Origin of the sequence: Streptomyces sp. NPDC057950 (genome assembly GCF_042887295.1) — a bacterium.
In the GTDB taxonomy this organism is placed as follows: domain Bacteria; phylum Actinomycetota; class Actinomycetes; order Streptomycetales; family Streptomycetaceae; genus Streptomyces; species Streptomyces kaempferi.
Window position 1 is genome coordinate 220,868 of sequence record NZ_JBHVPP010000016.1, and the last position, 21,377, is coordinate 242,244.

The window sequence follows — 21,377 nt, forward strand, 5'->3', positions numbered from 1 at the left end:
GGCGGGCGCGGGCCGGACAGGTGTCGTGCCGACGTCTGTCGCCACCGTGTTCGTGTCCACCCCGTGCCGGGCTTCCCGTGCGCCCGTCACCCGGCGTCTTCGTGTGGTCAGCGGCCAGCCACGCACGGTTTGGCCGTCGGCCCCCCGCTCTGGGATGATAGACAAACGGAACCGTGTCCCGTTTGACGATACGGAACGCTGTTCCGGATAGCAAGCCCGGTGGTGGAGAGGATGGCGCGATGAGTGACAGTGGCGCGGTCGGTGGCGGTGACGAGGAGTCGGGGCGTGCGGCCCGGCCGAAGCGGGCGGATGCCCGGCGCAATGAGGAGACCCTGCTCGACGCGGCCGCCGCGATCTTCGTGACCTCGGGCGTGGAGGCTCCGGTGCGTGACATCGCCGCCAAGGCCGGCGTCGGGACGGGCACGATCTACCGCCACTTCCCGACGCGAGCGGATCTCATCATCGCCGTCTACCGGCACCAGGTCGAAGCCTGCGCCGAGGCCGGCCCCGCCCTGCTGGCGAGCTCTCCGACCCCTCATGCCGCACTGGGGCGGTGGATCGACCTCTTCGTCGACTTCCTGGTCACCAAGCACGGACTGGCCGCGGTGCTGCAGTCCGACGCCGCCGGCTTCGACACGCTGCACGCCTATTTCCTCGACCGTCTGGTGCCCGTGTGCGGCCGACTGCTCGAAGCCGCGGCCGCCGCCGGCGAGATCCGCTCCGACCTGGACGCGATCGCGCTGATGCGCGGTGTCGGGAACCTCTGCATCGGCGCGGACGCCGATCCCGGCTACGACGCGCGGCGACTGGTCGAACTCCTCGTCGCGGGGCTGCGCCGGTCGGCATGACGGGGGGTCCGCGACGCGGTGCCGTCCCCGTGATTCACTACGGGTGCGGGTCCTGGGCGGCCGCCGGACGGCGTACTGCCAGGCGGCGGGGGCCGACGGGAATTTTCCGGCACGTCCTGGACGTCTGTCCGTGGGGGAACGGCCGACGGCCGAGCCGTTGAGTTTGCGCGGTCCGCAGGCGGACCGCGCAAAGAGACGAAGAAAAGGGATGTGAAGAGCTATGAGCGCCACTGAGGAAAAGGCGTTGCTGGCGGGTGGCTGCTTCTGGGGGATGCAGGAACTGATCCGGACGCTGCCGGGTGTTCTGGCCACGCGGGTGGGATACAGCGGCGGCGACGTGCCCCACGCGACCTACCGCAATCACGGAACCCACGCCGAATCGATCGAGATCACCTTCGACCCCGCCGCGACCGACTACCGCGCCATCCTGGAGTACTTCTTCCAGATCCATGACCCGAGTACGCGGAACCGGCAGGGAAACGACATCGGCCTCAGCTACCGCTCCGCGATCTTCTACTTCGACGACGAGCAGCGACGCGTCGCCGAGGACACGATCGCCGATGTCGAGGCCTCGGGACTGTGGCCGGGGAAGGTCGTGACCGAGGTCGTGCCGGCCGGCGCCTTCTGGGAGGCCGAGCCGGAGCACCAGGACTACCTGCTGAAGTACCCCGAGGGCTACACGTGCCACTTCCCGCGGCCGAACTGGCGGCTCCCGAAGCGCGCGGAAGCCTGATTCCGGGCAGGGCCGGCCGGTGAAGGCGCCGCGTCCGTCACCGGCCGTACGGCCGGTGACGACCAACCCGGGCATTGTCAGGCCGGCTGCACGACGGGTCGCAGCGCCGGGGCCGGGATCTCGGGGGCGTGGGGGTACGCGGGCGCACGGTGCTGGAACGAGAGGATCTTCGGGTTCTGCACGACGCCGTCGCGGATCTCGATGGCCTTCCTGACCGTGGCGTCGGCCTCCCAGGCGGCGGGGCCGCTCATGACCTTGCGCAGGTAGGGGAGGAGTGCCTCGCTGATTTCCCAGGTGGCCGAGTTCCACAGGTGGGACGGGCTGTGGTCGACCCCGTAGTAGTGGCAGTCCGCTCCCACCGTGGGCATGGGATCGCCGAAGGTGGTCGGCCGGGCCCATGCGAAGCCCATGCCCTCGTCGCAGGCGACGTCGATGAAGAAGGTGCCCGGGCGGAACAGGGCGAGTTCCTCGTCGGTGACGAACATCAAGGGCGCGTCGGTGTCCTGCCGGATGCAGTTGACGATGATGTCGAACCCGGCCAGGTACTCCGCGAGCGGCACCGGACCCGTCGCGGTGAGCGCCCGGAGCCGCGACGGATCGTCCTCCTGCTCCGCGAAGTGGCCCATCACGACCGACGGCATGGGCGAGGCCACCGCCGCGGCGGCGCGCTGGGTGAGCACCGTGACATCGGAGACCCCCATGGCGCCCAGACCGGTCACCGCTCCGCGTGCCGTGGCGCCGAAGCTGAGGACCACCGCGCGCAGCCGGCGTCCGTAGCTACCGGTCATCCCGCCGAGCTGCAGGGCGTGCAGCACCGAGCAGTAGCCCGCCAGCTCGTTGTTCTTGTGGAACACGTGGACGCTGAAGGCGCCCGTTGAGGTCCAGTGGTTCATCGCCTCCCAGGCGACGAGGGTCAGCCGTCGGTCGATGGCGATCTGGGTCATCCGCTCGTCCTGCACACAGTGCGGCCATCCCCACAGCACCTGGCCCTCGCGCAGCTCGGCGATGTCGTCGTGCGTCGGTTTGGGCAGCAGCAGCACCTCGCACTCGGCGAGGAGCCGCTCGCGGGAGCGCAGGCCTGCCACCAGCGGCAGCAGGGCATCGTCGTCGATGCCGAACCGCCGGCCGTAGCCGTGTTCCAGGAAGATCCTCGCGCGGACGTCCGGGGCGATCCGGTCGAAGTGAGCGGGGTGCAACGGGAGCCGGAACTCGTTCTCCTTGCGGGAGGAGGCCAGGACTCCGAGGCTCATGAGGGTCATGCGATTCCTTGTCATGTAATTGTCATGCAGTGGTGTGCGATGTCTCTCGCGCTGCGATGTCTGTCGCATGCACGGTGCCTGCGGGCGGGCGGGCGGGCGGGCGGGCGTGCGTGTGCGCCGGCCGCCGCCGGGGGAGGGCCGGACCCGCGTAGGTGGTGGTCACCGCCGGACGGAGTGTCCGGGATGCCCCCTGTCTCAGCGTCTCAGTGCTGGTCGGCCCGGTGTCTGCGCAGGCGCTCGGCCAGCGGGAGGGGCGTCTCCTCCAGCCCGGTGACCGACCCGCTCGCCAACCGCGCGCACGTTCCATGGCAGGCGAGCAGTTGTCTGTCGTCGCGGTGCGAGACGACCACGGCGTCCGCGTCCGGCGCGTTCCGGTAGTCCGTGCCGCAGATCAGACAGGCCAGGCCGGAGACCATCTCGGCGGTCGGTTCGGGGCGGCCCCGGCGGTGGCCGGAGATCGCGTCCTGTGAGTACATGAGTGCCGCATCCTCTTCGTCGGTCGTCGGCTCAAGGGGTGCGAGGTGCCGGAACGCCTCGGGAACCAGGAAGTCCGCTACCGCGGGGCGCCGCACGCAATGCGCGAGACGGTGCGAGAGTACGAGCCAGAAGTCATGGGGCGGCTCATTTCCGGCCGGAGCGCGCAGGCCCCGGCGTCTGCCGTTCCCCGAGGGCGACGCCGAAACGGATAACGGCATGCGAGGTGCGCTCGGTGACGCCACCGTACTCTGTCCTGGCCGCCGTTGCCTCCACCGCGCGTGCTCAGGGGCACCGGGCGGCCCGCGGAGAAGACGTGGAGCGCAGCCGTCGTGGCGGTCGCGCCTGCCCGACGCCGTGGCACGACGGCCTCCGCGTGCCTCTCTCCATATGTGCCTTTTATGATGATCTGTGGAAGGCGTGTAGCCGACCGGCCCGACTGTCGCGAGCACTCCCGCCCCCGTAGACCGACGAGTCCTGGAGCAGAAGCAATGGCATCGACCTCGGTGAGCAGGGTCGTCCCCGCATCCCCCGGGCGTGTGTGGGAGGTGATCGGCGGCTTCGGTTCCCTGCCCGACTGGGTTCCGCGGATCGCCGGGAGCACGGCTCTGGAGGGGGGTCGCGTCCGCCGGCTGATCATGGCGGACGGAGAGGTCGTCGTCGAACGGCTGACGGGGTTCAGCGAGGGGGGCCGACACTACACGTACACCGTCGTGGAGGCACCGTTCCCCGTCACCGGCTATCTCGCGACGATCCGGGTGCACACCGTGCCCGGTGAGCCCGACAGCGCGGAAGTGGAGTGGTCCGGCCGTTTCTACCCGCTGGGGGCGAGCGACGACGAGATGGTGGCCCTTTTCACCGGCATCTACCGCGACGGTCTGGACGCGCTGTACACGGAGTTGGCGGACTGAACACCCGTGGACGGGCGGCGTGTTGGGACGAGGGCCGCGTGACCTCGGACCTGGGTGCCGACAGCGGCCGCCCACCTTACCGGGAGGCCGCGGGACGCGGCCGTCGCCCCGCACCGGCGTGGTCACGGCGTACCACCCGTCGCGTCATGTGAAGGCGAGGCGGCCCACGCACGGGGGACCGCCGTGCTCCATGGCGCGGACCCCGGACCGGCACCTCGGCCGGCCACAGCAAGGGAGTTGTACATGCGTATCGATCTCACGGGACGGACCGCCCTGGTGACAGGGTCGACGCAGGGCATCGGGGCCGCCATCGCGGCGGGTCTCGCGGGCGCGGGGGCGCGGGTGGGCGTCAACGGCCGCGACAGGGAGAGGGTCGACGCGGCGGTCGGGCGACTGCGGGAGGAGGTGCCGGACGGTGACTTCGTCGCCGTAGCCGCGGACGTGTCCTCCGAGGAGGGCGCGGTGACCGCCCTCGAGGTGTTGCCGGACGTCGACGTCCTCGTCAACAACCTCGGTGTCTTCGGCTCGCAGGACCCGCTGGACATCACCGATGAGGAATGGCGCCGGTACTTCGAGGTGAACGTGCTCGCCGCGGTCCGCCTCACCCGTGCGTACCTGCCGCGGATGATCGAGAGCGACTGGGGTCGTGTCCAGTACATCGCCAGCGAATCGGCGGTGGTCATCCCCGAAGAGATGATCCACTACGGCATGACGAAGACCGCCCTCCTGGCCGTCGGCCGCGGCTTCGCGAAGAAGGCCGCCGGAACGGGCGTCACCGTCAACTCGGTTCTCGCCGGCCCCACCCACACCGCGGGCGTCGAGGAGTTCGTGTACGGACTGGTCGGCCGTGACCTGCCCTGGGAGGAGGCGGAACGGATCTTCATGCGCGAGCACCGGCCGCAGTCGCTGCTACGGCGTCTGATCGACCCCGAGGAGATCGCCAACATGGTGGTGTACCTGAGTTCGGACCAGGCATCCGCCACCACGGGTGGCGCGCTGCGGGTCGACGGAGGCTGCATCGACGCCGTGATTCCCTGACCGCCGCCCGCGGCGGGCCGCCCGTCCGGGGTGGCCCGCCGCGGAGGGGGCGGGAATCCCGCACCCGGGTGAGCGCGTCTCGGGGCCGCCCGGCGCGGATCAGGCACGGCCCGCGATCAGAGCCGGTACGCGGGGATCGGGTCCGGCGCGCGGTCGGAGCCGTACGCAGGGATCGGGCACGCGCGCGGTCAGAGACGGTGCGCGGGGATCAGGTCCGGCCCGCGGTCGGAGCCGTACGCAGGGGAACGGGCACGGCGCGCGGTCAGAGACGATGCGCGGCTCGCCGGGTGATTCGGCTCAGCCGCCCGCCGGACGCTTGCGGCCCACGCCCGAGTACACCCAGTACTCCGACGGGTTCTCCGGGATGTGGTCGTCCGCGTCCGGGCGCCACAGGGGTACGTAGACCAGGCCGGGCTCCACGAGGTCGAAGCCGTCGAAGAGTCCGAGGATCTCGCCGTGGGACCGGGCGGTGACCGGCGAGGTGGCCCGCGACCGGTACAGCTTCCCCACGGCGGCGGCGGTGTCCGGGCGGTCCTGGTTCGTCGCGTGCGTCAGCGCGAGCCAGCTGTCCTCGGGCAGGGCGTCCCGGAACGCGGCCACGATGCCGGCGGGGTTCTCCTCGGGCGCGATGAAGTGCAGGATCGTGATCATCAGCACGGCGACGGGCTGATCGAAGTCGATCAGTTTCTGCACCTGCGGCGAGGACAGCACCTCGGCCGGGCGGCGGATGTCGGCGTCCACGATGTCCGCGTCAGGATTGTCGGCGAGCAACGAGGCGCTGTGCGCCACGGCGACCGGATCACTGTCCACGTACACCACCCGGGCTCCGGGGAAAGCCGCCTGCGCCACCTCGTGGACGTTGCCCTGGGTCGGGATGCCCGATCCGAGGTCGATGAACTGCCGCACCCCTGCGTCGATCAGGAAACGTACGGCCCGCCCGAGAAAGGCGCGGTTGGCCCGCGCCAGGGTGCGCACCTGCGGGTCGATGGCCGTGAACGCCGCCAACGCCTCCCGGTCTATGGCGAAATTGTGCTGGCCGCCCAGCATTGCGTCGTACATCCGGGCAACGCTCGCCTTGTCCGGGTCGACACCCTGAGGCAGACCTTCGCTACCTGACACCACAACTCCCCGTCCTGGAACTGATCTTGACGCTCCATCATATAGTTGCCGCCCAGGCACGGCGAGGTGTGTCCATGCCACGCGATTCGACCCCTCCCATTCGTCCCCTCCCGTTCGACCCCTCCCGTTCGACCCTCCAGTGGAAGGCACCGCCCTGCGGAACGAAGCACACAGCCACGCGGACGATGCGGCCGCCGCGTTCGCGCGCCTTCGGCCGGTCTTCTCGGAGGCGGGCGACGCCATCGGCTCGGAACTCAACCTGCACCTGACCGGCAGCCATGTCGTCCGGGCGCTGGCTCCCGGGTTCTGCGACGCGGCCTCGGTCTACCTTCTGGAGCGGTGGCTGCTGGAGGAGAACGCGTACCACTCCGCGGATCCGGCCCAGATCGAGGCCAGGCGACTGGCCCTGCGCATCGGGACGGACGCGCCCGAGGACTGGGAGGGGACGCTGCCCGTCGGCGAGGTGATCGTCTTTCCCCGCGAGACCCCGTACACGCGCTGTATCGCCACCCGTACGACGCAGTTGCTCGACTCGGTCGACGCCCACACGTCCGAACGGCTCAGCACGGCCGGGGGCGACGACGTCCGCATGGACGCCCTGCTGCGGACCGCGTCCTTCCTCGTCGTCCCGCTGCATCTACGGGGCATCGCGGTCGGGTTCATCGCGTGCACGCGCGGTGCGGACCGGGCGCCCTTCGTGGCCGAGGACGCCGCGTCCGTGGAATCACTGGCCGCGCGGGCCTGTGTGGCCCTGGACAACGCGCGACGCTACGAACGTGAACGCCGCATGGCGCTGGCCATCCGGCAGAGCCTGCTGCCCGCGACCTCGCAGACGTTCGAGGGCTGTCGTATCGCCCATGGCTATCTCCCGGCCGGGCAGGACAACATCATCGGCGGTGACTGGTTCGACGTACTGCCGCGGTCCGACGGCCGCGTCAGTCTGATCGTCGGGGACGCCATGGGGCACGGGCCGGAATCGGCCGTCGCCATGATCCAGCTGCGTACGGCCGTGCGGACCCTCGCGGGGCTGGACATCACCCCGGCCGAGCTGATGCGCCGACTGGACGCGCTGGCCTGTGACACTCCGGGCGCCTCCTTCGCCACGTGCGTGTACGCCGAGTGGGACGCGCAGAGGCAGCTCTGCACCTTCGTCGGAGCCGGTCATCCCCCACCACTGATCCGTACCGCGGACGGACGTGCCCGGCCCATCACGCTCACCAGCGCGGGCCTGCCCCTCGGACTGGGCATGGGCAGCTATGAACCCACCGTCGTCCGGGTACCCGAACCGATACTGCTGCTGCTCTACAGCGATGGTCTGGTCGAGTCCCGCGACACCGACATAGAGCAGGGCATCGCGCGCCTCGCCGGTCTCCTCGGCACCGACGGCGCGGAACCCGCGGGCACCGAGGGCCCGGACGCGTTGGAGTCGCTCTGCCGGCGGCTGTTGCACAAGACGTCGCCCACCGGTGGCGGCGCGGACGACCGGACGCTCCTGCTGGCCGAACTGACGCCCGCGAAGCGCCTGGCACCGTCATGAACGGCTCGGGCCCTTCCGGTCCGTCGTGCCAGGGCTCTTCGCCCGGACGGGCGAGACGGCGGGCGCGGGTGTCGGGCGCGCGGTGACGCGTGGGCGTCGTGGCGACCTCCGGCTCGTGGACGTGTTGCGGACCGCCGCCTGTGGACGTCGCGCCGGTCGTTGATCCATGGGCTCGTGCCGGTCGGTCACGACCGGGCGCAGGACCCGGCGCTCGGCCCGCCGCGGTCCCCCGGTACGTGGCTCCGCCTGGATCCCGGTCCGTTCCGAAGTGGATCCCGGTCCGTCCGAAGCGGAACCCGGTCCGTTCCGGCGTCGCCTCGGCACACGCCCCCCCCGCGCCGCCGCCCGGCGGGCGAGCGCGGCAGGGGCGGGTGTGGCACCGTGGACGCAGGCCCGGTCCGTCGCTCCCCGAGGCGGCGGACCGGGCCTCACCATGTGCTGGAGCGACGGCGCCCCTCCGGGGACGGATGCGCCGCGGTCGAGGGCCCGTCGGGCGGCCGACGGTGGCTTCGCCCGTCAGGTCCCGTCCGTCGCTCGAAGCAGGAGCAGGGCCACGTCGTCACTGCGCGGGTCGGTGTGGCGGGTGTGCCGGATGAGGGCGTCCGCGAGGGTGCCGACGGGCTGGTCCGCGGCACGGTCGAGGTGATCCGCCAGGTCGGCGGCGGCCTCGCCGATGTCGCCGCCGGGGGTCTCGATCAGGCCGTCGGTGTAAAGGGCCAGCAGCGCGTCGGGCGGCAGGGGGATCTCGGTGGTCCGGTAGTCGGCCGCGGAGTCGATACCGAGCAGGAGTCCGGGCGGGAGATCGAGGACCTTGGTGCGTCCGTCGGCATCGCGCAGGAGCGGAGGCGGGTGACCCGCGGTGGCGAGTAGGGCGCGATGGTGTGCGAGATCGATATGGGCGTACAGGCAGCTGGCGAAGAGGCCCGGGTCGAAGTCGGTGAGCAGACGGTTCGCGCGGGCGAGGACTTCGTCGGGTGACGCCCCCGCGGTGACGTGGACGGCCGTGCGGATCTGTCCCATCAGAGCGGCGGCGTGCACGTTGTGCCCCTGGACGTCACCGATGGCGGCGGCGACGGTGGTGGCGTCCAGACGGATGAGGTCGTAGAAGTCGCCTCCGACATCCATCCCGCGGGCCGCGGGCAGGTACCGGGCCGCCGCCTCCAGGCCGGGTACCGCGGGCAGGGTGGTGGGGAGCAGGCCGCTTTGCAGGTCGTGGGCGAGCTGGTGCTTGGCGTCGTAGAGGCGGGCGCGGTCGAGGGCCTGGGCGATCAGGCCGGCCAGCGAGGTCAGAACGGCGCGCTCGTCGGGGCCGAAGGTGCGGGGACGGTCGAAGGACAGCACCCAGCAGCCGACCGGGCGGCGCGAGACGACCAGCGGCAGGAAGGCCCACGCCGCCCTTCCGGTCAGCCGTGGGATGGCGGGGTGGAACCGTTCCATGTCCTGCGGGGAACCGAAGAAGAGGGGGACTCCGGTGGCGAGGGCGTGCACGGTGGGAGCCGACCTGTCGGTGAGCGATGGTCCGTCGAAGGGCCTGAGGACCTCGTCCCGGTATCCACGGGACCCGACGATCTGCAGCCGGCCGTCCTCGGCCACGGACAGCACGAAACCCTGCGCGTCGAAGGTGGGCATGATCTGGTCGGCCGCCAGCTCCACCACGTCCTGCACGCTGACGGCCTCGGTGAGTGAGGCCGCCAGGTGCATCAGGTCGTACAGCACGCGTGCCCGCGTAGGGACGAGGGCGCTGTCCCTGCCGCCCCGCCGCGCGTGGTCCGCCGGACCCGCGTCCTCGGCGGGAGTGACTCGGACGGTCGTACCGGAGACGTCGGGGTGCAGTTCGAAGTCCAGCCACCGGCCCCGCGGGCACAGGGCCGTGAAGACGGCGGGCCGCCGGCTGATCGTCGCGGCTCGCTGGTGGTCCTGGAGGACCGGCTCGTCCAGCCACGGCAGGGCCTCGCACAGCGATGTCCCGAGCAGGTCCGGAGCGCTCCCGCCGACCAGATCACGGGCGGTGGCGTCGATGAAGGTGATCCGGTTGTCCAGGTCGAGCGCCAGGCAGCCCTCGGGCAGGCGGTCGACGAGATCGACGGCGGCCAGCGCTTCCGCCGGTCCGGGCGTACGGGCCCGGGGCGGGTCCGGAACGTGCGGACGGCCCGCGGGGAGGACCGGGCGCCCGTCGGCGGCGGCCTGCCGCAGGAACGCGCCCACGCGGTCGCAGGCGGTGGCGACCGCGTCGCGTTCGCGGGTGCTCAGCAGTCGCGGATGCGTACCGGGCCACAGGAACGCCAGCGCGCCCCATGTGGTGGCACCGGTGATCACCGGCGCGGCCGCCACCGCCACGGGGTAGGGCAGGGTGAGCGCGGTCCGGGGGTAGCGGCGGGCCAGCTCCGCGTGGCCGGCGACCCACACCAGCCGCCGCTCGCGTACCGCCTCGGCCACGGGTCCCTCGCACCCCGGGTCGATCCTTTCCCACAGCGCGACCGTCGTGCCCCCGGTCGTCACCGCCAGCCGCAGCACCGGCCGGTCCGGCGGGAACAGGTAGATCCCGCTCACGGACGCACCGGTGTTCCGGGCCGCCGGGAGGAGCAGCGCGCCGAGCGTTTCCGGCCCGATGGAACAGGTCGCGCCCGCGGGCGGCGACGGGCCACGCGCCCCCTGGCCGTGCTGCCCGCGAGCGCACATGCGTCCGAAGCGGTGCCGGGCCGCCGCGCCGCTCATCCCCAGCCCGGCGCCGATCTGTGTCCAGCCGGCCCCGGCCTGCCGGTCGGCCATGACCGCGGACCGCACCAGCTGCTCGGCCAGCCCGAGGATCTCCGCGGCCGCGGCACTGTGCGCGCCGGCCGAGGCACCGTCCCCCGTCGTCGCGGCCATCCGCTCAGGATCCTGGGTGGCCGCCTCCTGGGACATCGTCCGTGCCCGGGACAGCAGCTCCGCGTCGGCCAGGACGAGCGCGTGGCGCGCCTGGGCCCCGGCCTCCCAGCGGCGCCGGGCCCGCCAGGCAGCCTGCCGGTGGGCCGGACCGCAGTACCGCCGGTTGGGTCCGGCCTCATCCGGCAGCGGCTTGTCGCACCAGCCGCACCGAACATCACCCATATGAGCACGATAAGCCGGATTCGTGTGACGGCGCGGGTCCACCGGCCCGCGACATACGCGAGCCCGCCCCTCGATGTCTCGATGTACGACCGTGTGTTCGACCGACGACCATGACATGAAGAATCAGTATGAAAGGTCATATAGTTCGACCTTTGTCCGTGATGCGTACGACCATGGCTGTATGCGTCGGGCAGGCGACAGGTCCCGGACGCCGCTCAGCCTGATCGGACGCAGGTTCTCGGGGCGGCGCGAACGTCTGGACCTGGGCGCTGATCCCGACCCGGACCCGGCCGCCCCGCGGCGCGGCCGCCTCAGTCCGCTCCCGTACAGCATCGCGGGACAGATGCTCGCGCTGGCCGTGACCATCGCGGTGCTGCTCATAGCCGCCGCGACCACGGTCCTGGTGCTGCAGGACCGCAAGGAGGCCACGCAGGAGGCCCGTACGCGCGCCCTCGCGGTCGCCGAGACCTTCGCCCACTCCCCGGCCGTACTGGACGCGCTGAAGTCCGCCAGTCCGAGCACCACTCTGCAACCGCTGGCCGAGGCCACCCGCCGGGACGCCCGGGTCGCCTACATCGTGGTGACCAACCCCAAGGGCATCCGGTACAGCCACCCGGACCCCCGCGCGATCGGTCTGCCCTCCAACGCCACCGTGTGGCCCGCCACCGCGGGCCACACATTCACCGACAAGGTCATCGGCAGGAGCCTTCACTCGCCGTCGATCCGCGCGGTGGTTCCCGTCTTCGACGCGCGCCACAGCGTGGTGGGCACCGTCATGACCGGCGTGCCGGTCGCCAGCGTGGTCCACCAGGTCAACGGCCAGCTGCCGCCCCTGCTCGGGTCCGCCGGCGTCGCCCTCGCCCTGTCCATGGGAGGGATCGCCTGGCTGAGCAGACGGCTGCGGCGGCAGACCCACGGCCTCGGGCCGGCCGAGATCACACGCATGTACGAGCACCATGACGCGGTGCTGCACGCGGTCCGCGAAGGTGTCCTCATCGCCGACCGCGAGCGCCGCCTGCTGCTGGCCAACGACGAGGCGCACCGGCTGCTCGGTCTGCCGCCCGACGTCCAGGGGCGCCACGCGGACGAACTCGCCCTCGGCCCCCCGCTCACCCGGATGCTCACCACCGGCCGGGTCGCCACCGACGAGGTCCACCTCGCCGGGGACCGCCTGCTGGCCGTGAACCAGCAGCCCACCGTGTGGAAGGGCCGCGTACTCGGCACGGTCACCACCCTGCGCGACACCACCGAACTGCGCTCCCTGGCAGGTCAGGCCGATGTCGCCCGCGAGCGCCTGCGACTGCTCTACGACGCGGGTATGACCATCGGTACGACCCTCGACGTGAGCCGGATCGCCGAGGAACTCGTCGCCGCCGTCGTGCCGCGGTTCGCCGACCACGCGGTCGTGGATCTCTCGGACGCGGTGCTGCACGGGGAGGAACCGCACGGCGACGACACGGGGCCGCTGCGCCGCGCGGCGCGGGCGCCCCTCGCCGGCACCCCCTCGTCGCGCGCCGTCGGGGACCTCGTCCGCTTCCCTCCCGCCTCGCCGCAGGCCCGAAGCCTCAAGGCCCAAAGACCCGTGGCCGAACCGGACCCGGCCGGGGAGCCCGTCACCGGCCCCCACCGCACCCCGGGCCCGTTCACGTCCCCCGACCTCCCCGACCACGCGATGATCGCCGTACCGCTGCGCGCGCGAGGCACGGTGCTCGGCCTGGTCGGTCTCTTCCGCGCGAGGACATCCGGCCCCGGCGGTCACAATCCCTTCGACCCGGAGGACCTGTCACTCGCCGAGGAGCTGGTCAACCACACGGCCGTCTGCATCGACAACGCCCGGCGCTACGCCCGCGAACACGCCACCGCCGTCTCGCTCCAGCGCAGCCTGCTGCCGCACGGGCTGCCCGAACAGAACGCCGTCGACGCGGCGTACCGCTATCTGCCCGGGCAGGCGACGACGGCCGGCGGCTGGTTCGACGTCATCCCGCTCTCCAGTGCGCGCGTCGCGCTCGTCGCGGGTGACGTGACCGGGCACGGCCTGCACGCAGCCGTCGCCATGGGCCGCCTGCGCACCGCCGTCCACAACTTCTCGGACCTGGATCTGGTGCCCGAGGAACTCATGGCGCGCCTCGACGATCTGGTCATCCGCCTCGACCGCGACGAGGGGCGCCCGGCCGGTGGCGAGCAGCGGCCCGGCCCCGCCGGGGGCGCGGACGGTTCCGCACTCACCGGGGCCACCTGCCTGTACGTGGTCTACGACCCGGTCCGCAGGCAGTGCGTCATGGCCAGGGCCGGCCATCCACTGCCCGTCCTGATCCTCCCGGACGGCACCGCCGACTTCCCCCGCGTACGGGACTGCCCGGCCCTGGGCCTTGGGGGGCAGCCCTTCGAGAGCCTCACCGTCGACGTCCCGGAGAACAGCCGGCTCGTCCTGTACACGGACGGCCTGCTCAAGCACCACAACCCGGAGCCGGCCACCGGGCAGGAATGGCTGCGGCAGGTACTCGCCCGTCCTGGCCGGTCACCGCGGGAGACCTGCGACGCCGTGCTCGACGCCCTGGTGCCCGACCGGCTCGGCCACCCCGGGGACGACATCGCCCTCCTGGTGGCTCGTACACGCGCCCTGGACGACGAACACCTCGCCTGCTGGGACATCCCCGCGGACCCCGCGACGGTCGCCGGGACACGTGCGGCGGTCGAACGCCGGCTCACCGAATGGGGGCTGGACGACACGGTGTTCACCACGGAACTGATCCTCAGCGAGCTGATCACCAACGCCATCCGGTACGCCTCGCCCCCCATCGAGCTGCGCCTGCTGCGCGACCGCACCCTCATCTGCGAGGTCTCCGACGCCAGCAGCACCTCACCCCACGTGCGGCGTGCGGCCACCACGGACGAGGGCGGCCGCGGCCTCTTCCTCATCTCCCAGCTCACCCAGCGCTGGGGCACCCGTTACACCTCACGCGGCAAGGTGGTCTGGACGGAACAGAGCCTGCCGACCGGGGAGGAGCAAGAGGGCCTCGGGGGCGCGGCGAACCCGTAGTCGCGTGACGCGTCCGCCCATCCGTCGGCTGCTGCCAGCCCGTTGACGACTCCGGCGCCCGGGGGATGGCCCGCACGCGGGCGGTGGACCGATGATGCGGGCATGGCGTTGTCGACGGATTTCACGCGGTTGTGCGGAGTGCGGCACCCGATCGCGCTGGCACCGATGGGCGGGACGGCCGGTGGGGAACTGGCCTCGGCCGTCTCCCGCGGTGGCGGCCTCGGGCTGCTGGGTGCCGGGAGCGGCGAGCTCGCGTGGCTGCGGCGCGAACTGCCGATCGTCGCGTCGGGCCGCCACGAACCCTGGGGTGTCGGGTTCCTGGCCTGGGCGGCCGAGGCGGCAGCGGTGGAGTGCGCGCTGGAGTACGGCCCCACCGCGGTCATGCTGTCCTTCGGGGATCCGAGCCCGTTCGTGGAAAGGATCCGGCGGGCGGGAGCGGTGCTGATCATCCAGGCCACCGATCTGGAGGAGGCGAAGCGTGCCGTGGACCTGGGCGCCGATGTCGTCGTGGCGCAGGGGACCGAGAGCGGTGGTCACGGCGCCCGGCACGGGCGGTCCACGATGGCGTTCGTCCCTGTCGTGGTGGATCTCGCGGGACCGGTGCCGGTGCTGGCGGCCGGCGGGATCGCCGACGGCAGGGGAGTCGCCGCGGCTCTGGCCCTCGGAGCGGCCGGAGCGCTCATCGGCACCCGGTTCCAGGCCGCCGCGGAATCCCTGGCCGATCCCTCGGTCACCAGGGCGATCGTCGAAGGACGCGGGCAGGACACCGAGCGCAGCGGAGTGCTGGACATCGTTCGTGGCTCTCGCTGGCCGTCGAAGTACACCGCCCGGACGCTGGCCCATCCCTGGCTGGTCCGGTGGCGCGGCCGTGAAGCCGAGCTCGCCGCCGACGCCCGTGCCGCTCAGGACTACCGTCACGACGTGGCCCGAGGCGCCGTGCCGCCGTTGCCCGTCTGGGCCGGCGAGGGTGTCGACCTGATCACCGACCTGCCCTCCGCGGCCAGCCTCGTCCACACCCTGGCCGTACAGGCGGAAGACGCGCTGGCGCGGGCGGGACGGGGTGGCTTCGGCCAGGACCCGCCGGTTCCTCGGCATGAGTGACGACCGCCGGCGGATCCGCGCCCGCCGCGGTTCCGGGGCGAGGAAGGGCCTGTGACACCCGAGCGCAGGACATCCTCGCGGGCGCTTCGCTCCGGGGGCGAAGGACGCCCATGAAGCGCTCCGGCGAGCCGAGGTGCCGACGGTACGGCGGTCCGGACGCCGATCCGTCGCGTCGCCGGGACGTCCGACGGCCGAGGAAGCGGCTCCCGGGTCCGGAGTCCTGGGGGAGTCCGGACCCGAGCGCGACCTGCCGGGAACCCCGGCGGGGCCGGTCAGCGGACCCGGATGAAGACCACGTCGTAACCGCTGTTCGTGGCACGCGACTTGACGTACACGCCGTCGCTGCCGCCGTTGGGGTTGCCCGTGTTGCCCTCGACCGTGGTGAAGGACGATCCCGATACCGTCCGCACGATGCCTATGTGTTCGTTGCCGCCGGTGAAGTCGCTTCCGCCGTCCCAGTCGAAGGCCACGATGTCACCCGGCTGCGGGCTGGTCGTCACCGACAGGTGGTAGTTGCCGGCCCGCGCCTGCTTGACCCAGCCCGAGACATAGGAGTTGCGGTAGGAGCTGGCCCCGGTCTGCTTGGCCACCCAGCTCACGAAGGTCGCGCACCAGGCGTAGTTGCTGGTCGACAGCGAAAGACCCACGGCCGAACCGTAGCTGTTCGCGCGGGCACTGCCCTCGACCGTGCCCACCTCGGCCTCGGCCACGTCGAGGATCTTGCCGTAGCCGCCGCCGGGCGGGGGCGACGAAGGCGGGGTGACCGCCCCGTACAGCGCGGCCTTGGTGTTCGGTCCCGCATGGCCGTCGACCGAGAGACCCTTCTCGGCCTGGAAGTCCCTGACGGCGCTGTCGGTGAGCGCACCGAAGTCGCCGTCGACGGCGAGGTCGGCGCCGTGGTGGTTGAGCAGGCTCTGCAGTTCGGTGACGCAGCCGCTGCGCTGTCCCTTGACGATCTCGTTCGGGCACGCGGCGGAGTTCAGGTTGATCGGCGCGGGCGCGCCGTCGCCGCCACCGCCGCCGATGTTCGAGTACAGGGCGGCTTTGGTGTTCGGACCGACCTCGCCGTCGGCGGTGAGGCCGCTCGCGGACTGGAACGCCTTGACGGCCGTAAGGGTCTGGGGGCCGAAACTGCCGTCGACGCCGACGCTCTGGCCCTTGCCGTTCAGCAGGGACTGGAGCGTGGCGACGCAACCCCCGCTCTGCCCCTCCACGATGTTCTCCGGGCAGGAGGTCGACCTCAGGTCCAGGCCCGTCGACGGTGACTCGTCGGTGTCGTACAGCGCCCGCTTGGTGTTGGTGCCGACCTGGCCGTCGGCCGTGAGGCCGTAGGACGACTGGAAGCTGCGGACGGCACTCGCGGTTCCGGCGCCGAAGTCGCCGTCCACGTCCACCGCGTAGCCGTGGTGACGCAGCAGCCGCTGGAGCTCGGTGACGCATCCGCCCTTGTCGCCCTGGACGATGTTCGCCGGGCACGAGGAGGACTGGAGGTTGATCGGGGCGGGCGCCGAGCCTCCGGTCGCGTAGAGCTTGCTCTTGGTCGCCGGGCCCACCCGTCCGTCGACGGCGATCGCGGTGGCGGCCTGGTACTCACGGACCGCGTAGAGCGTGCTCGACCCGAACTGACCGTCCACCACCAGACCGGCACCGTGCGCGTTGAGCAGGTTCTGCAACTCCGTCACGCAGCCGCTGAGTTGTCCCTGCACGATCTCGTTGGGGCAGGACGCGGAGGTCAGCTTGATCGCGGCGGGCGCGGCCGCCATCGCGGGGCCGGCACCGAGCACGAGGCCGGCCGAGACCATCGCCGCGGTCGCGGCGAAGGTCCCGATGCGAATCCGCCACCCGGTCCCGGTGCGGCGCGTCTCCCGATGCCGTGAGCTTTCGTCTTCGGTGCGCACTGGGGGCGCGAGTCTTCCCATGTCGGCGAGGTTCTCCTTCGGTCGCTGGAGCATGGCCTGACGCATTGTCATGTGACGGCCGTCGTGTGTGTCCGGTGCTTTCCGGCCCGCCCCGCGCGTTCACGGGGCCGGACCCGGTCCGGACGAGGAGCGGGAACACGCGTCCCTGGCCCGGCCTCGCTCCGCGAGGCCGGGCCAGGTCGGTCACTCTTCGTCACTCGGCGGCGCCACCGTTCGGACCGGTCCGAACGGTGGGATCAGCCGGGTGAGTCGGGCAGATCAGGCGGCGAAGCGCTTGAACGCCGCCCGGGTGCCCGAGCCGGCGACGCCGTCGATCGCGCCCGTGTAGCCGTAGTCGTCCGCCAGCAGACGCTGCAGCGCCTTGATGGTGTTGGTGCCGGGGTCCCCGTCGATGGCTCCCGTGTATCCCCAGTACTTCGCGAGGCAGCGCTGGAAGGCCTTCCAGCTGTTGGTGCCCAGCTGGCCGTCGATGGAGTCGGTGTAGCCCCAGTAGTCCGCGAGGAACTCCTGGACGTTCTTGGCCTCGGCCGTGGTCAGACCGAAGTTCTGCGTCGCGGCCGCGGCTGCGGGCTGTGCGGCCACGGCCGTCCGCGCGGTGGTGGCCGTCGCCGCGAAGCTTGTGCCCGCGGTCGCCACACTGCCGGCGGCGAGGCCGGCAACGGTGATGAGGCCGACGATGGTCCTGCCCAGAGCGTTCGGTCGCATGCGTTCCTCTTTCGGTCGTGGGTCGGCACCTGTCCCGCCGGGCGGCCAGGTGGCGAGACCAAAGGTGCTGGCGAGCCGGGCACGGCGGCTACCTCCGCGGCAAAGGTGGCGGCTTTATGGGACGACCACCCTGCTGACCTGGGACGACGCCGTCCCGCAGGACGGTGGCGTGAGACACCTGTGACAGATGTGGCGGGCTCATGCAGAATGCGCAGCAGCGGAGGGGGCCGCTGTTGACACCGATGAACGCATTGGGGGGAAACATGCCGCGCTCCAAGGTGCTGCCCGCCGAACTCGATCCCTGCGCCCGGCAGTTGATTGAGCGGTTACGCCGACTCAAGGACCACAGCGAGTTGACGATGCGGCAACTCGCGGCCAAGACCGGCTACAGCGCCAGGTCGTGGGAGCGCTACCTGGGAGGCACGACGCTGCCGCCCAGGGAAGCGGTCGAGGCGCTGGCCCGGATCACCTGCGCCGACCCCGTCCCTCTGTTCGCGTTGCACGAGGTCGCCGCCGCCACCTGGGGCAGCCGCCGTGCCGTGCCGGCCGCATCACCCGGGCCCACCGCGCCCGCGGGGGAAGGGCGACAACAAGAGGGACAGCAGCAGGAACTGCAGCAGGAGCAGGAGCAGGAGCAGGAGCAGGAGCAGGAGAAAGAGAAAGAGCAGGAGCAGGAGCAGGAGCAGGAACAACGGCGGGAGCGGGAAGGGAGCGGGGAGCAGGCCGAGGAGCGGGAGGAGAAGCAGGGGCAGCCGGTACAGCCGGCGGAGCCGCAGGCCGAGGCACCGGCCTCGCCGATCGACCTCACGGGCCCACCGGCCCCCGGCCGGTTCCCGCACATCGCCCTCACGGCAGGCGTCGTGGCCTTGACCGTCGCCGTCCTGGCGGCGGTGCTGCTCATGCTGCGCCTCGACGAGGACGGTGCTCCGGCGGCCGTCGTGGTCTCGCCCCGCATCACTACGGCCTCGCCACCGCCCACCTACACCTGCCGCATCACCCGCGTCGACGGCCACTGGTCGGCAGGCATCAACCACGGCCGGAACACCGAGATCTTCTACGGCGCCTCCGGTGCCGACGTCGCCGAGGCGCAGTGTCTGCTGCGCCGCGCGGGCATCTCACCCGGTGGGATCGATGGCATGTTCGGCCCGCTGACCTTGCGGGCGGCCAAGGCGTTTCAGCAACGCGCGGGCCTGGTCGCCGACGGCATGCTGGGCCCACGCTCCTGGAAGGCGCTGCGCGGATGACTCCGAGCGCACCCTCACCCTCGGGTGCCCGACTGGCCATCGCACTAAGGAAGTTGAAGCAGCGAACGGGTCTGAGCCTCGCGCAGCTCGCGAACGCGACCACCTTCAGCAAGTCGTCCTGGGAGCGCTATCTCAACGGCAAGGGCTTGCCGTCCCGCAGCGCGGTCAAGGAGCTGTGCCGTCTCGCCGGTGAACCCGCGGACCATCTTCTGGCGCTCCTGGACATCGCCCGTACGGACCGTACGGAGCGGACCGACCGAGCAGATCAGGCGGGTCAGTCGGACCGGCCGGACCGCACGGACCGCACGAACCGCACGGAGGACATCAGGTCGACGCAGGAGCCGCCCGCGCGGCAGCCCACCGGCACCCGAAAGGACTCACTCACCTCGGCCCCCGCAACCGACCCGTCCCCGACCGACCCGTCCGCCACCGACCCGTCCCCGACCGATTCGTCCGCCACCGCTCCGTCCGCCACCGATCCGTCCGTCACCGCTCCGCCCGGCACCGGCCGGAGCGAGACAGCCGCGAGCGACACCGCACCGCGCGACCCTGACCACGCCCGCTTCGGTCCGACCACCCACCGGCGCGCAACCGTCCTCACCGCCCTCGCGTCCGCGCTCGGCGCCGTGGTCCTGGGAACACTGGTGCTCATGCACCTTCCTCCCGCGCAACGCAGGCAGGTGTCACCGTCTCCCACGTCCGCTGCGGCCACGGGGGCGCTGTGTCGGCACACCGCCTGCGAGAACAAGGACCCGATCTCGATGCGGTGCGCCGCCACCCCGTTGACCCTCGCCGAGCACGAGACCACCACGGGAGCCTGGATCCAGATCCGCTACAGCCAGGAATGCGGCACGAGTTGGGTGCGGATGTGGGGCGCGGCCGTGGACGACCGTGTCGAGATCCGTGTGGGCGGCCGTGACGACTCGCTCCGCGCCGCGCGGGTCACCAGCCGCAACGAGGCCGACACCTATGTCCACACCACCATGAGCGTGATCAGCCTCGGGATGTCCGTGCGATCCTGTTTCACTCCCGCGGCGGGCGGCCGGAAGGAATGCTTCGAGGCCCGCACGCAACGCTGGAAATCCGCCCCCTGAGATCAGGGCCCTCATCCCGCTTGGACCGTCTCCCGGCCCGCGAACCCGTCTCCGGCCGCCTCCCTCCGCATGCGGCTGACTTCCCCGTCCTCCTCCGCCCCCCTCCACCGCCGGATCGGCACCCGAACGGTGGCGACGACCCGTGGAGACGTGAGGCCCGGACTTGACTCTCCCGCAGGGGGAGACCGGAAGGTGAGCCCATGGACGGCGACATCCTCTACTCGATCGGTGAACTGGCCCGGCGCACCGGGCTGGCGGTCAAGACGATCAGGTTCTACTCCGATCGCGGCATCGTGGCGCCCGTCGCCCGCACACACGCGGGCTACCGGCGCTACGCCCCGGAGGCCGTCGCCCGCCTCGCCCTCGTGCGGACACTCCGAGAACTGGGGCTGGGCCTCGACGCGGTCCGACAAGTCGTGGATCGGGAACGCACGCTCGGCGAGGTCGCCGCGGAGCACGCCGCCGCACTGGACGTGCAGATCAGCATCCTGCGTCTGCGGCGGGCGGTCCTGACGGCCGCCGCGGAACGCGCGCCCACCCCCGAGGAGATGGAACTCATGCACCGGTTGGCCACACTCTCGGAAGCCGAACGACGACATCTGATCGACGACTTCCTCGACAACGTCCTCGACGGTCCGCACGGTGGCCCCCGCCTCGCGGCGGTTCGGCGCTCCATGACACCCGAACTGCCCGACAGGCCGGCGGACGAGCAGGTCAGGGCGTGGGTGGAGCTGGCCGAACTGTCCCTGGACGCTGACTTCCGCGCCATGGTGCGGAGCCTGGTCGCCGATCACCTGGTCGAGGCGCCCCAGGGCGCCCACGCGCCGCCGCGCCCGGACGTGGTCGCCGTAGCCCGTGATCTCGTCGGACCCGCTGTGGCGTCCGGCATCAGCCCGCACGCGCCCCAGGCCGACGAGATCGTCGCGGCGCTCACCGCCCGGTGCGCGCGCGTCCACCACCGTCCCGACGACCCCGCACTGCGCCTGTGGCTGCTGCACCGGCTTGAGGCCGCGAACGATCCGCGCAGGGACCGGTACTTCCGTCTGCTCGCGCTGGTCAACGGCTGGCCGGCGCCCGACCGCCTCTCTCCGGTGCTCGACTGGTCCGTCACCGCCCTGCGGACACGGGCGGCTCGATGACCCGGCGGTCCCACCGTCCCGGACCGGCGACGGGGACGGGGACGGGGACGGGGACGGGAGACGGTGGACCGCTTCGGACACGCCGTCGTGGCGTCTCAAGCCAGGGGCCCGGAGGAGCGGGTACGA

16 protein-coding genes are annotated in these 21,377 nt (G+C 71.9%); 10 read left to right on the top strand and 6 right to left on the bottom strand.

All coding sequences use genetic code 11. The features are described 5' to 3' along the window. Positions 1 to 239 precede the first annotated feature (239 nt). Complete coding sequence (locus ACFVTC_RS26110) at positions 240 to 848, top strand: TetR/AcrR family transcriptional regulator (RefSeq protein ID WP_390130841.1); 609 nt, start codon at positions 240 to 242, stop codon at positions 846 to 848. Positions 849 to 1,068: 220 nt separating this feature from the next. Then, positions 1,069 to 1,581, top strand: coding sequence for a peptide-methionine (S)-S-oxide reductase MsrA (msrA, locus tag ACFVTC_RS26115; RefSeq protein WP_390130842.1), 513 nt, complete (start codon positions 1,069 to 1,071; stop codon positions 1,579 to 1,581). 77 nt (positions 1,582 to 1,658) lie between these two features. Here msrA and ACFVTC_RS26120 read toward each other — a convergent pair whose 3' ends face one another. Both ACFVTC_RS26120 and ACFVTC_RS26125 read right to left on the bottom strand, forming a co-directional pair. Beyond that, positions 1,659 to 2,840, bottom strand: a complete 1,182-nt coding sequence (locus ACFVTC_RS26120) for a N(5)-(carboxyethyl)ornithine synthase (RefSeq protein WP_390130843.1) — start codon at positions 2,838 to 2,840, stop codon at positions 1,659 to 1,661. Between the two features lie 203 nt (positions 2,841 to 3,043). Next, on the bottom strand, positions 3,044 to 3,316 hold the full coding sequence (locus ACFVTC_RS26125) for a hypothetical protein (protein ID WP_390130845.1): 273 nt from the start codon (positions 3,314 to 3,316) through the stop codon (positions 3,044 to 3,046). 489 nt (positions 3,317 to 3,805) lie between these two features. Here ACFVTC_RS26125 and ACFVTC_RS26130 point away from each other — a divergent pair, with 489 nt between their 5' ends. Continuing rightward, positions 3,806 to 4,225, top strand: coding sequence for an SRPBCC family protein (locus tag ACFVTC_RS26130; protein WP_390130846.1), 420 nt, complete (start codon positions 3,806 to 3,808; stop codon positions 4,223 to 4,225). 243 nt (positions 4,226 to 4,468) lie between these two features. Then, positions 4,469 to 5,263, top strand: coding sequence for an SDR family NAD(P)-dependent oxidoreductase (locus tag ACFVTC_RS26135; RefSeq protein ID WP_390130848.1), 795 nt, complete (start codon positions 4,469 to 4,471; stop codon positions 5,261 to 5,263). A 297-nt stretch (positions 5,264 to 5,560) separates the two neighbouring features. Here ACFVTC_RS26135 and ACFVTC_RS26140 read toward each other — a convergent pair whose 3' ends face one another. Continuing rightward, on the bottom strand, positions 5,561 to 6,385 hold the full coding sequence (locus ACFVTC_RS26140) for an SAM-dependent methyltransferase (protein ID WP_390130849.1): 825 nt from the start codon (positions 6,383 to 6,385) through the stop codon (positions 5,561 to 5,563). Between the two features lie 136 nt (positions 6,386 to 6,521). Here ACFVTC_RS26140 and ACFVTC_RS26145 point away from each other — a divergent pair, with 136 nt between their 5' ends. After that, on the top strand, positions 6,522 to 7,919 hold the full coding sequence (locus tag ACFVTC_RS26145; RefSeq protein ID WP_390130850.1) for a PP2C family protein-serine/threonine phosphatase: 1,398 nt from the start codon (positions 6,522 to 6,524) through the stop codon (positions 7,917 to 7,919). Between the two features lie 516 nt (positions 7,920 to 8,435). On the opposite strand, the gene ACFVTC_RS26150 is transcribed toward ACFVTC_RS26145, so the two are convergent. Further along, positions 8,436 to 11,009 (bottom strand): SpoIIE family protein phosphatase, encoded by a 2,574-nt coding sequence (locus tag ACFVTC_RS26150; protein ID WP_390130852.1) that lies wholly within the window; start codon positions 11,007 to 11,009, stop codon positions 8,436 to 8,438. Between the two features lie 181 nt (positions 11,010 to 11,190). On the opposite strand from ACFVTC_RS26150, the gene ACFVTC_RS26155 reads away from it, so the two are divergent. Beyond that, positions 11,191 to 14,049, top strand: coding sequence for a SpoIIE family protein phosphatase (locus ACFVTC_RS26155; protein WP_390130854.1), 2,859 nt, complete (start codon positions 11,191 to 11,193; stop codon positions 14,047 to 14,049). Between the two features lie 102 nt (positions 14,050 to 14,151). Further along, positions 14,152 to 15,150 carry an NAD(P)H-dependent flavin oxidoreductase gene (locus ACFVTC_RS26160; RefSeq protein WP_390130855.1) on the top strand — a complete coding sequence of 333 codons (999 nt, stop codon included), beginning with the start codon at positions 14,152 to 14,154 and terminating at the stop codon, positions 15,148 to 15,150. 272 nt (positions 15,151 to 15,422) lie between these two features. On the opposite strand, the gene ACFVTC_RS26165 is transcribed toward ACFVTC_RS26160, so the two are convergent. Further along, the gene (locus tag ACFVTC_RS26165) at positions 15,423 to 17,120 is read right to left on the bottom strand and encodes a peptidoglycan-binding protein (RefSeq protein ID WP_390130857.1); all 1,698 of its coding nucleotides are present in this window, start codon (positions 17,118 to 17,120) and stop codon (positions 15,423 to 15,425) included. Between the two features lie 207 nt (positions 17,121 to 17,327). Then, on the bottom strand, positions 17,328 to 17,774 hold the full coding sequence (locus ACFVTC_RS26170; protein ID WP_390130858.1) for a peptidoglycan-binding protein: 447 nt from the start codon (positions 17,772 to 17,774) through the stop codon (positions 17,328 to 17,330). Between the two features lie 263 nt (positions 17,775 to 18,037). On the opposite strand from ACFVTC_RS26170, the gene ACFVTC_RS26175 reads away from it, so the two are divergent. The 3 genes from ACFVTC_RS26175 (at position 18,038) to ACFVTC_RS26185 (ending at position 21,251) form a co-directional block, all read left to right on the top strand. Continuing rightward, positions 18,038 to 19,018, top strand: a complete 981-nt coding sequence (locus tag ACFVTC_RS26175; RefSeq protein WP_390130860.1) for a peptidoglycan-binding protein — start codon at positions 18,038 to 18,040, stop codon at positions 19,016 to 19,018. Next, a complete protein-coding gene (locus ACFVTC_RS26180; RefSeq protein ID WP_390130862.1) occupies positions 19,015 to 20,112 on the top strand; it encodes a helix-turn-helix domain-containing protein in 1,098 nt (365 codons plus the stop codon). The genes ACFVTC_RS26175 and ACFVTC_RS26180 overlap by 4 nt, the downstream gene beginning before the upstream one ends. A gap of 200 nt (positions 20,113 to 20,312) precedes the next feature. Then, complete coding sequence (locus ACFVTC_RS26185; protein WP_390130864.1) at positions 20,313 to 21,251, top strand: MerR family transcriptional regulator; 939 nt, start codon at positions 20,313 to 20,315, stop codon at positions 21,249 to 21,251. Positions 21,252 to 21,377 lie beyond the last annotated feature (126 nt).

Coding starts and splice junctions, on each gene's coding strand:
- ACFVTC_RS26110 (WP_390130841.1), top strand. CDS start 240: ATGAGTGACAGTGGCGCGGTCGGTGGCGGTGACGAGGAGTCGGGGCGT.
- msrA (WP_390130842.1), top strand. CDS start 1,069: ATGAGCGCCACTGAGGAAAAGGCGTTGCTGGCGGGTGGCTGCTTCTGG.
- ACFVTC_RS26120 (WP_390130843.1), bottom strand. CDS start 2,840: ATGACCCTCATGAGCCTCGGAGTCCTGGCCTCCTCCCGCAAGGAGAAC.
- ACFVTC_RS26125 (WP_390130845.1), bottom strand. CDS start 3,316: ATGTACTCACAGGACGCGATCTCCGGCCACCGCCGGGGCCGCCCCGAA.
- ACFVTC_RS26130 (WP_390130846.1), top strand. CDS start 3,806: ATGGCATCGACCTCGGTGAGCAGGGTCGTCCCCGCATCCCCCGGGCGT.
- ACFVTC_RS26135 (WP_390130848.1), top strand. CDS start 4,469: ATGCGTATCGATCTCACGGGACGGACCGCCCTGGTGACAGGGTCGACG.
- ACFVTC_RS26150 (WP_390130852.1), bottom strand. CDS start 11,009: ATGGGTGATGTTCGGTGCGGCTGGTGCGACAAGCCGCTGCCGGATGAG.
- ACFVTC_RS26155 (WP_390130854.1), top strand. CDS start 11,191: ATGCGTCGGGCAGGCGACAGGTCCCGGACGCCGCTCAGCCTGATCGGA.
- ACFVTC_RS26160 (WP_390130855.1), top strand. CDS start 14,152: ATGGCGTTGTCGACGGATTTCACGCGGTTGTGCGGAGTGCGGCACCCG.
- ACFVTC_RS26165 (WP_390130857.1), bottom strand. CDS start 17,120: ATGACAATGCGTCAGGCCATGCTCCAGCGACCGAAGGAGAACCTCGCC.
- ACFVTC_RS26170 (WP_390130858.1), bottom strand. CDS start 17,774: ATGCGACCGAACGCTCTGGGCAGGACCATCGTCGGCCTCATCACCGTT.
- ACFVTC_RS26175 (WP_390130860.1), top strand. CDS start 18,038: ATGCCGCGCTCCAAGGTGCTGCCCGCCGAACTCGATCCCTGCGCCCGG.
- ACFVTC_RS26180 (WP_390130862.1), top strand. CDS start 19,015: ATGACTCCGAGCGCACCCTCACCCTCGGGTGCCCGACTGGCCATCGCA.
- ACFVTC_RS26185 (WP_390130864.1), top strand. CDS start 20,313: ATGGACGGCGACATCCTCTACTCGATCGGTGAACTGGCCCGGCGCACC.